Genomic DNA, 9,919 nt, shown 5'->3' on the forward strand with positions numbered 1-9,919 from the left:
GTAGCTATCACCCACTGGAGAAAGGTGCGCTTCGCTGAGATGTATATGACCGATTACATCCCTCACCTGCTCAACTACTTCAGTAATATTTTCGTGATTGATTATCATCGCGCCAGTATCAAGCTGCATTTTAATATTGGAATGGGCTATTTCTTTGACGACGTTGTAAGTTTCATTACTAGACGTCATAAAATTGGCACCATAAATGATCGGGTTAGGTTCCAGGCTAATAATAACTCCATTATCAGCCGCGATATCCCCTAACTTACGAAAAAAAACTTGCGATTTACTTTTAATTTCCGTAGCAGAAAGCCCTGTACAGTCACGATTTTTCGGCGAACCAAATACCAGACGAGTTGCTCCCAGTTCAGATCCGATGCGGCAGATATGAGTCAAATGACGTAATAGCATTTGTTGCACCATCTCAGAACTAAAGACATTTAAACCGACCGTACCAAACAGGAGAGACTGCATACCTATAATATCGATGCCTTGATTATGCCACCAGGTTTTAACCGCTCTTATATCTACTAAAGTCGCTTTATCAGGTTCAGGAAAATACTTTCCAGGCGCTATATCAATAGCATCAATAGCATACTCTTTAAGAAGCGACACTACTTCAACATCTTCATTAATGTCCCAGGCAAGATTGGAGATAGAGATCCTCATTTTTTATCGCCTTGACTTTTTTTAGGCTCTGACTGCGCATAATGCCTAACTGCCTGTATTGTTTCTCTCGCGGAGTACTGATAATGCTCTCTCCCTCCTAATAACGCTCCATATATACTACGCATGTCATATGAAACTGGAGTAGTGGCCTGCTGAGTGGAAAAAGTGAAACCAAATCCGTCACTCGCGATTTGGCCAACAGAAACAGGTTCCGCAGTCAGATGAATAAGGCTAATATTATTTTTAAGCGCGTTATTGATATCAGACCAAAGATTTACCATCGGGTAAAACTGGAAAACACTTCGACTTTCAATTTTGTCAACATTATTATCATTCAAGAAATCAAAGATAATGTTTTTACGTAGTCCAGGGCCGACAAGACCCGGTAATCTTACAATGATATGATGAGAAAACCTTTTTTCAACAAACTGCTCCAGGCGGTAACGATTGAGACCATAAGCATGCAGACCTTGTACATCAATCGTTGTATTTTCATCAACGTTTAATGGGCTTTTAAAGACATCAACTGTGCTGATTAAAATGAAGGTTTTACACTCAATGCTATCGATACAGGCGATCAGAGAATCGATTTTTTTTCTATCCTGCTCGGGATCGGCATTAGCGATCCATTTTTGTGCCGGCGCGCCAGCACAAACCACAACGTCGAATTTTTTGCCTTTTATGTCGTTGATATTGGTGGAGCGATAAAACTCATCAAACTGAGTTTGTTTTAACAGCGTTGATCCTACAAACCCGGTATATCCAATTAAAGCTTTAGTCATGATCTCTCCTAGCTTTAGCGATCGCGTCCAGTCTGCACCAAATTGGACTTTTCGGCAGTGGCATCATTTAATACGTTAATACGGTCCTGATTCACCATGACTGAACTATTTTTCTCAAAAACGACGGAGTAAGCAGCCTGTTCGTTACGTTCATCTAGCAATCGACTCAGATATTCACCAAAGAAAGCCAACATAATGAATTGCAACATAAATAGAACTGACATAAACAAAATCGTCGTAGTCCAACCTTCAACAACGTGCCCATTTATAAAATTGACAACGATGCTGTAGGCGGCGAATAACAACGCACTCAGGCTACCGATGGTGCCAACGACCGACATCCAGCGCAATGGACGCGAGGAGTTGAATACCATCAGGCGGACTAAATTACGAAAACCATAAGCAATTGATTTATTAACTTGGGTTTCACTCAAAGGCAAGTAAACCAGTTCACTAGCTGGATAACCTGTTTTCTGAATTCGAAGATAGAACTGATGATGAAAACGGCCTGTGCTGGTTACAGCATTCACCGCACGGCGACTAAGGCAACGGAAGTGAGTGGAATTTTTGGGAATATGATAATCAATGGCTTTTAAAATACGTGATGAGGTATTACGGAGTAATTGATATGCATACGATAGTGATTGATTCGATACCCCAATAACAACGTCGTAACCTGATTTACACTCTTCCACTGCGTTATGGATCAAGTCAACTGGGTCAGTCAAGTGATCATAAAGAACGACAAAATCACCAATTGCATTCTCAAGGCCTGTAGCCCAAACCACATCATCATGAACACAACCCGAAAGCTGGAGAAAGCGTACGCTGGGTATAGTCTTCAAAATGTGATCAATAGCCAATGTTCTTGACACGTCTCGATAAGGCCCTTTTGAGACAATCAAAATTTCGTAATCGGTAAAGTTGACATCGAGTAATGCCTGTACTTCAAGTAATTTCTTTGTTAGATCATTTGAAGGGGTGAGAGTCTTTAAAACAACAGAAACAAACGATTCACTTTTCACTTGCGTAGCCACTTTTTTATTTTTAAATGATGTTAATCTTTTTGATAGCGTCAAAAGCATCATATACGTTATCTATCTTACCGCCCATAATACAGTGGAAACCTTGCATTCCATGATTCGGCCTGAAAAGAATAGGCCTAGAATCATCAATTTCACTACGCGGCAGCAAAGTTTTGACTTCCCATAAGGATCTTTCATAACGGCATTCATTGAGGATAGGCATATAACGAGCGGCATCTTTGACCATATAGAGCCAAGCGCTGGTTTTTGTATCCTTATCAAATTTTTCATGTGAGTCCTGATATTTTTCGCCAGGCCTGTCGCACCACTCATAATGAGGCGTATAGCGGACATGACTGAATGAGTGTAGTCCTACAGAAGGGAACGGCATGACAGAGAAAAATGGTCCACACATAACGGTAAATCCAGAGTTCTTACATTCTTCTGGAACATCAACCAAGCACATTTCCGTCATTTCATGCTTAAGCGAGATAAGCTCAATCCCTGAGTTGTCAAGCAGGTAATTCAGGTGAGAATAGGTACAATTAAACACATGATCGGCATAGTGTTCTTGTATTTCGTCAGTGCTGACATCTCTAACGTGCGCTATAATGCCTTGATTTACCTTTTCAATTTTTTCAACTGAGAACCCGCAATGATACTCAGCGCGTGAACTGTCCAGTCTCTGCAGCATAATGTCACGAAGTTTAAATGCATCGAATGCAAACTCCTTTACGGTAAAACATGCATCAATCATTTTCGGATTAACCATATTCTGAATTTTCGCCGGTGCATAATCACAATCAGCCCCAATGCGATCACAAAACATACGGAACTGACGGACAGATACTTTACCCAGCAATTCGCTGATTAAATAATGTTTATCAAAATTTGAATCTACACAGTCTCTAAATTCATTCACAAATCTAGGAAATGAAATTCGCGAACGTAAAGCCGTTAAGATGCTTCTTGGATAATGGTAACCATTATGTACTCGTGCCTGATTGTTATAAGACGCACGCGACATATAGTTATTTTCTTTTTCAAAAAGTTTAACGCTATGGCCTAAAATAGAAAATTGTTCAGCGAGGTACATTCCAAAAAAACCGCCACCTACAATGATTATATTTTTTTGCAAAATTTCATCAATGCCTCTATTTGATAATGTTTCCAATTGAGTTAGCACAGCTTAGTTGATTGTTATTGAGCTATTTCAGCCTCCATAGCCAAACGACGGCTTCTTGACTATGGTGAATTTTTACCCATATGGCCAATTCCACTTCAACCACTTCAACCACTTCAACCACTTCAACCACTTCAACCACTTCAACCACTTCAACCACTTCAACCACTTCAACCACTTCAACCACTTCAACCACTAAGCATTTTACTTTACTTGAATTTTATGACAAGTCGTTTAGCGATGATCAAGAAACTGCTTGCCGAAACCATATTGGCTAAGGATGCACTTTAGACCGATTGGGGACGAGCTACATACGCCACACCAGTAGCGCTGATGTGCCATGCGACGAGTCTGTCACAATGATTCACTACAACGGCAAAAAAACGGCCCTCAAAGGGCCGTTCAATTGAGAAATTTATGTTATGAAAAAAGCTTATTCCATCCACTCAGTATGGAATACACCTTCTTTGTCAATACGCTTATAAGTATGCGCACCAAAGTAGTCACGCTGCGCCTGAATCAGGTTGGCAGGCAGTACCGCTGAACGGTAGCTGTCGTAGTAAGAGATAGCWGCAGARAAGGTTGGCGTTGGAATACCATTTTGCACAGCGTAAGAAACCACATCACGCAGTGCCTGCTGGTAKTCGTCAGCAATTTTCTTGAAGTACGGCGCCAGCAGCAAGTTCGCAATTGCTGGGTTCTCTGCATATGCATCGGTGATTTTTTGCAGGAACTGAGCACGGATAATGCAACCAGCACRGAAAATCTTAGCAATCTCTCCGTAGTTGAGATCCCAGTTATTCTCTTCAGATGCTGAACGTAGCTGGGAGAAACCCTGAGCGTAAGAAACAATCTTGCCCAGGTACAATGCACGGCGCACTTTCTCGGCAAAATCAGTTTTATCGCCAGCAAATGGTTTTGCATRCGGGCCACTCAGCACTTTAGAAGCGGCAACACGCTGCTCTTTCAAGGAAGAGATATAACGAGCGAACACAGATTCGGTAATCAGAGACAGTGGTTCACCCAAGTCCAGCGAGCTCTGGCTAGTCCACTTGCCAGTGCCTTTGTTCGCTGCTTCATCAAGAATTACATCAACCAGGTAGTTACCATCTTCATCTTTTTTTGTGAAGATGTCTTTGGTGATGTCAATCAGGTAGCTGCTTAGTTCGCCTTTGTTCCAGTCAGTAAAGGTTGTTGCCAACTCTTCATTGGACAGATTCAGGCCATTTTTAAGCAGTGAATAGGCTTCAGCAATCAATTGCATATCACCGTATTCGATACCGTTGTGAACCATTTTTACATAGTGACCAGCACCATCAGCACCAATGTAGGTAACACATGGCTCACCGTCTTCAGCAACTGCTGCGATCTGCTTAAGAATTGGTGCAACCAGTTCGTAAGCTTCTTTCTGACCGCCAGGCATGATGGAAGGCCCTTTCAATGCGCCTTCTTCACCACCAGAAACACCGGTACCAATGAAGTTGAAACCTTCGGCAGAAAGCTCACGGTTACGGCGAATTGTATCCMGGAAGAAGGTGTTACCACCATCAATCAGGATATCGCCCCTCKCAAGGTATGGCTTGAGAGAATCAATGGTTTTGTCCGTGGCCTCACCGGCCTTGACCATCAACAGGATACGGCGCGGAGTTTCGAGAGATTCTACAAACTCCTGTACCGTATAGTAAGGAACCAGCTTCTTGCCCGGATTCTCTGCGATAACTTCTTCAGTCTTATCTCCAGAACGGTTGAACACGGAAACGGTATAGCCGCGGCTTTCGATGTTCAGCGCAAGGTTGCGCCCCATTACTGCCATACCAACGACGCCGATCTGCTGTTTGGACATTACATACTCCTGCCAAGTGTTGTAACCGCGGCAAATGCGGTTTGAAATATAAAACCTATCCTAATTTAATCTGATAAAGCCATGAAAGCGATTTTCCATATTATGTTCAATAATTACTGCACAATCAAATTAAATAATAAGAAATTTTAATAAAACTCATTAATTAAAGAAAAAACAATTAAACATAAAAACATCTGGGAACACATAAACAAAATTCTTGAGGAAGCCCACTATCTAAAGTGGGCAAGAACAAAATTATATTATGGGGCACCCAGGAGTTAAATCAATAGTGCCATCAGAATAATAATATTTTAAACATGTCAAAGTTTCAGGTTTTGTGCCCTTACTTTCCCATGTGCTAACACCGTCACCAGTAATAGATTTGATTTCCCCACCAACATATACACCTTCATCCAAGCTAAAGTACTTATATCGATTATCCAACAACTGGCTCAATGAAAAATCCAGATTAACAGAATTCCCATCATCTGTATTTAATACTAACCGTGCCATGCCGGAGTTGGTACGCATATACGTGCCAAAAAGAACTCCCATCCCAACTATTTTTTTAGTATGAGATGAATGTACAAGACGATCCTTCAATATTAAAGGAATAAATCCACCTTTTTGAAGGGCAGGGCTTGGTTTTTTTATACGGTCATTACTTAGAAAATAATCATTCGTTGCAAACAAATCTTTTCTAAGATAAAAAGGTTTACCTGGGACTTGCAAGTAGTTTTTATCAGCAATTTTTTGAATACAGCCCGCATAACTTTCCCATGGATACCTACCCCATACCAGCCATTTATCAAGAAGCATAACTTTAGGTCTAGCTTCAGTAATCTGTTTGCATGGGTCTATAGAAACTCCAAATTTCGGATTTTCATTATACTTGGCCTGCCAAGGCAAATAAAAGAAATAGCCTGACGCAGGTAATCTGTCAGAAACAATATACTGCTGTGTTTGAAAGGAATAAGAGATTATTCTATCATTTTTTTTGGTAAACTCTTTAACTAAAATAGAGAATTCTGATTGTGATTTATCTGTTGCAGTGGGGATTGAGGTTAATTTTAGCTTATCCCCAGGAAGGAGAAGTGATAATTTAATAATACAAATCAGGACGAAGCCTATAAAAATATAGATATGGCTTCGAACCTTATCATCAACAGTAGTGAAAATAAATGGAATAAAGCTTAGCGCAGTATAAAAAAATGGCATTCCATGAAAACCAGGGCCACGAATGAGCAAACTGCAAAGACCTACGATAATTAAAGATGTTCTCCATGGGAATTTTGTTTCGGCTTTACTAAGACTGAATGCACCATTTAAAATAATAAAAAGAGCAAAAAGATGAGAAAAATCGGAGGTTAAGGCTTGGATAGCAGTTATAATTAACATCCATCCCGGTTGCAAACCTGTATATTCGGGAAGTATTTCTGCATTTAGATATATATGAAACGCCAAAAATCCAGCGAATGAACCAAAATATCCTAAAAAAAACAAATTGGTAACAACAGCCAAAAGGGTCCCTATGACTAAATGCTTTGAAAAATTGGCTCGTAGAGCAGCTACATAGAGAAGCCCGGCAACAGGAAGATAAGTAATGGCAAGAAAAGGCAGAGATGATAATAAAAAACTGCCCAATACAACATTAGTGCCAGTTAATTTTTCTGGGTTCAGAAGGGCAGGAAGTACATATAGTGCGAGAATAATAACAAGCATTATTCCTGCAAGAGTTTGGTATTGATAAGTATGTCCAAAACCATCTGGGAAACATACAAGAACAATAATAGCACAGCATACAAAAACAACCATTCTCTGCAAGTTGGAAGTTAGAACAGGTGATCTACATAGCGCTACAAAAGCAAATATCTGAAATAAAGCTATTAATATTCGATGCCCTCTAATATCAATACTTACGAAATGTTCTACTAATAATCCAGGTAGAAAAGTTAGCGGTCCGTGATGATTAAATATTTCAGAATATAATTTCATCCCAGAAGCCATCATTTTAACTGTTACTACAGTTTCAGCTTCATCCCCCCAATTAATATATCCAAGAAGAAAATATTGATATCGAATAAAAAAAACACAAAACATTGCAAAAACAAAATACAATGCAAACTTTGAAAGCATCAAAATTCTAGCATCTTTCTTTTTTGGTAAATTAACATACAGAAAATTGAACATTATAATTTCCGGGCGGTATTAAATTTATTTTTCTATTACATGAATATTCATATATTCTACAAATAAAATATAGATTAGCAAACGTTAAGGATAACCAAATTATGGATTATAGCGCCCTGTACAGGCTTTAATTAATATAAAGAAAACAGATAAATTACCCTTAAAACTGCTAATTTTTGTAGGAATATCTCCTTCGGGATAAATTCTTGACGTAGGAACTTCAATACAACGAAAACCTAGTTTCGGTGAAATATAAGAAAGATATGCTAATAATTCATATGTGACAAAAATATCCCGAAATGGTGAAATACGGTCATCTAATAATAATTTACTACTATAGGCACGAAAACCTTGAGTTGTATCAGTCCAGCGAAACCCAGAAGCAATACTAAGTAAAGGAGCATGAATCCACTTAATGGCGAAATCCCTGGATTTCGGTGTATTGATTGCAACGCCACCACTAATAAAACGAGATGCCTGAACAAAGTCATATCCGTTGCCAAGAGCATCAATAAATTGAGGTATAGCAACAGGGTCATCTTTATTATTACCATCAATTGTGATGATATTCTTGTAATCCTTATCTAATACAAAGGAATAACCACAACGCAGTTGTGCGCTTAATTTTCCAGCACCTGTTTTAAGTAATAACCCAGAAACATTGAGCATTCTTAATTTTTCAATATCAAGGGAACCATCTGTACTGCCACCATCAACAATTATAATATCCGCAATCTTGTGAATATCCCGATCATTCATTTTTTTCAGCAAATTGATAATACGATTTCCTTCATTTATAACTGGAATAATGATGCAAGCATCATATTTTTTCTCAGTCCAAAATGTAAGGTTATAACCAGGTATTTCCCAATTAATTTTATTGTTCATAGTTTAATTCCCGTTTGTTAGGTAGCTTTTAAAGTAATCAATGCAACACCGACAATGACAAATGTAACACCCAATATCGTAGTCCAGTAAAATGTTTCTTTAAATACAATTACGGATAAAATTGCAACTGCTGCAACGGCTCCAGTGGTGAGTACGGGATGAGCAATATTGAGTGGAAATACTGCTAACGCAGCAGCGTATAATAAGAAAGCACCACCATAAAGTGCTAATCCTAACCAAAAAGGCCAGTTAGTTAAAGAAACCAGAGGATCTGTTAAAGAAGGAAATTTTCGTGGCGGAATCATTGCCATTTTAATTAAAACACTGGCGGAGGCATTACAAGCGATGCCTAGAATAAGTATAAACCATTTCAAGGTGTGAGTACCTGCTTAATTATAAAGGGACGTAACATGCGAAAGTGCGCGACGAATGGACGCCAAATGCGGCTCATTTGGCGTGGCCAGCATTTCGATCGTAGCAGGATAGCCACCAAAATAGTTTTTTAAAACATCAGCGAATGCAGCATGCCCTGCGTAGCTATCACCCACTGGAGAAAGGTGCGCTTCGCTGAGATGTATATGACCGATTACATCCCTCACCTGCTCAACTACTTCAGTAATATTTTCGTGATTGATTATCATCGCGCCAGTATCAAGCTGCATTTTAATATTGGAATGGGCTATTTCTTTGACGACGTTGTAAGTTTCATTACTAGACGTCATAAAATTGGCACCATAAATGATCGGGTTAGGTTCCAGGCTAATAATAACTCCATTATCAGCCGCGATATCCCCTAACTTACGAAAAAAAACTTGCGATTTACTTTTAATTTCCGTAGCAGAAAGCCCTGTACAGTCACGATTTTTCGGCGAACCAAATACCAGACGAGTTGCTCCCAGTTCAGATCCGATGCGGCAGATATGAGTCAAATGACGTAATAGCATTTGTTGCACCATCTCAGAACTAAAGACATTTAAACCGACCGTACCAAACAGGAGAGACTGCATACCTATAATATCGATGCCTTGATTATGCCACCAGGTTTTAACCGCTCTTATATCTACTAAAGTCGCTTTATCAGGTTCAGGAAAATACTTTCCAGGCGCTATATCAATAGCATCAATAGCATACTCTTTAAGAAGCGACACTACTTCAACATCTTCATTAATGTCCCAGGCAAGATTGGAGATAGAGATCCTCATTTTTTATCGCCTTGACTTTTTTTAGGCTCTGACTGCGCATAATGCCTAACTGCCTGTATTGTTTCTCTCGCGGAGTACTGATAATGCTCTCTCCCTCCTAATAACGCTCCATATATACTACGCATGTCATATGAAAC

Annotated in this window: 10 protein-coding genes; all 10 read right to left on the bottom strand. The window is 39.5% G+C overall.

Translation table 11 applies throughout. The features are described from left to right. A partial coding sequence (locus IX31_RS21965) for a sugar phosphate isomerase/epimerase family protein (RefSeq protein ID WP_034461829.1) occupies positions 1–669 on the bottom strand: 669 nt, incomplete at its 3' end. Next, complete coding sequence (locus IX31_RS21970) at positions 666–1,451, bottom strand: NAD-dependent epimerase/dehydratase family protein (protein ID WP_034461831.1); 786 nt, start codon at positions 1,449–1,451, stop codon at positions 666–668. The genes IX31_RS21965 and IX31_RS21970, both read right to left, overlap by 4 nt. Before the next feature lie 14 nt (positions 1,452–1,465). Continuing rightward, positions 1,466–2,539, bottom strand: coding sequence for a glycosyltransferase family protein (locus IX31_RS21975; RefSeq protein WP_241767216.1), 1,074 nt, complete (start codon positions 2,537–2,539; stop codon positions 1,466–1,468). Beyond that, positions 2,499–3,650: an FAD-dependent oxidoreductase gene (locus IX31_RS21980; RefSeq protein WP_241767217.1), complete on the bottom strand. Its 1,152-nt coding sequence runs from the start codon at positions 3,648–3,650 to the stop codon at positions 2,499–2,501. Before IX31_RS21980 ends, IX31_RS21975 begins: the two co-directional genes overlap by 41 nt. Positions 3,651–3,684: 34 nt before the next feature. Next, positions 3,685–3,855, bottom strand: coding sequence for a hypothetical protein (locus IX31_RS23455; protein WP_157837391.1), 171 nt, complete (start codon positions 3,853–3,855; stop codon positions 3,685–3,687). Positions 3,856–4,092: 237 nt separating this feature from the next. After that, positions 4,093–5,502 (bottom strand): NADP-dependent phosphogluconate dehydrogenase, encoded by a 1,410-nt coding sequence (gene gndA, locus IX31_RS21985; RefSeq protein ID WP_034461832.1) that lies wholly within the window; start codon positions 5,500–5,502, stop codon positions 4,093–4,095. Positions 5,503–5,757: 255 nt separating this feature from the next. Next, entirely contained in the window at positions 5,758–7,692 is a 1,935-nt protein-coding gene (locus IX31_RS21990) for a hypothetical protein (RefSeq protein WP_034461833.1), read from the bottom strand. Between the two features lie 99 nt (positions 7,693–7,791). Next, the gene (locus tag IX31_RS21995; protein WP_034461834.1) at positions 7,792–8,580 is read right to left on the bottom strand and encodes a glycosyltransferase family 2 protein; all 789 of its coding nucleotides are present in this window, start codon (positions 8,578–8,580) and stop codon (positions 7,792–7,794) included. A gap of 17 nt (positions 8,581–8,597) precedes the next feature. Next, complete coding sequence (locus tag IX31_RS22000; RefSeq protein WP_034461835.1) at positions 8,598–8,954, bottom strand: DMT family transporter; 357 nt, start codon at positions 8,952–8,954, stop codon at positions 8,598–8,600. Positions 8,955–8,969: 15 nt separating this feature from the next. Continuing rightward, positions 8,970–9,782: a sugar phosphate isomerase/epimerase family protein gene (locus IX31_RS22005; RefSeq protein WP_034461836.1), complete on the bottom strand. Its 813-nt coding sequence runs from the start codon at positions 9,780–9,782 to the stop codon at positions 8,970–8,972. Positions 9,783–9,919 lie beyond the last annotated feature (137 nt).

It is taken from the genome of Buttiauxella noackiae, assembly GCF_000737905.1.
Classification (GTDB): Bacteria; Pseudomonadota; Gammaproteobacteria; order Enterobacterales; family Enterobacteriaceae; genus Buttiauxella; species Buttiauxella noackiae.

What these genes read in the sequence shown, in the direction of transcription:
- IX31_RS22005 (WP_034461836.1), bottom strand. Translation starts at nt 9,782, where the DNA reads ATGAGGATCTCTATCTCCAATCTTGCCTGGGACATTAATGAAGATGTT.
- IX31_RS21970 (WP_034461831.1), bottom strand. Translation starts at nt 1,451, where the DNA reads ATGACTAAAGCTTTAATTGGATATACCGGGTTTGTAGGATCAACGCTG.
- IX31_RS21995 (WP_034461834.1), bottom strand. Translation starts at nt 8,580, where the DNA reads ATGAACAATAAAATTAATTGGGAAATACCTGGTTATAACCTTACATTT.
- IX31_RS21990 (WP_034461833.1), bottom strand. Translation starts at nt 7,692, where the DNA reads ATGTTCAATTTTCTGTATGTTAATTTACCAAAAAAGAAAGATGCTAGA.
- IX31_RS21975 (WP_241767216.1), bottom strand. Translation starts at nt 2,539, where the DNA reads ATGATGCTTTTGACGCTATCAAAAAGATTAACATCATTTAAAAATAAA.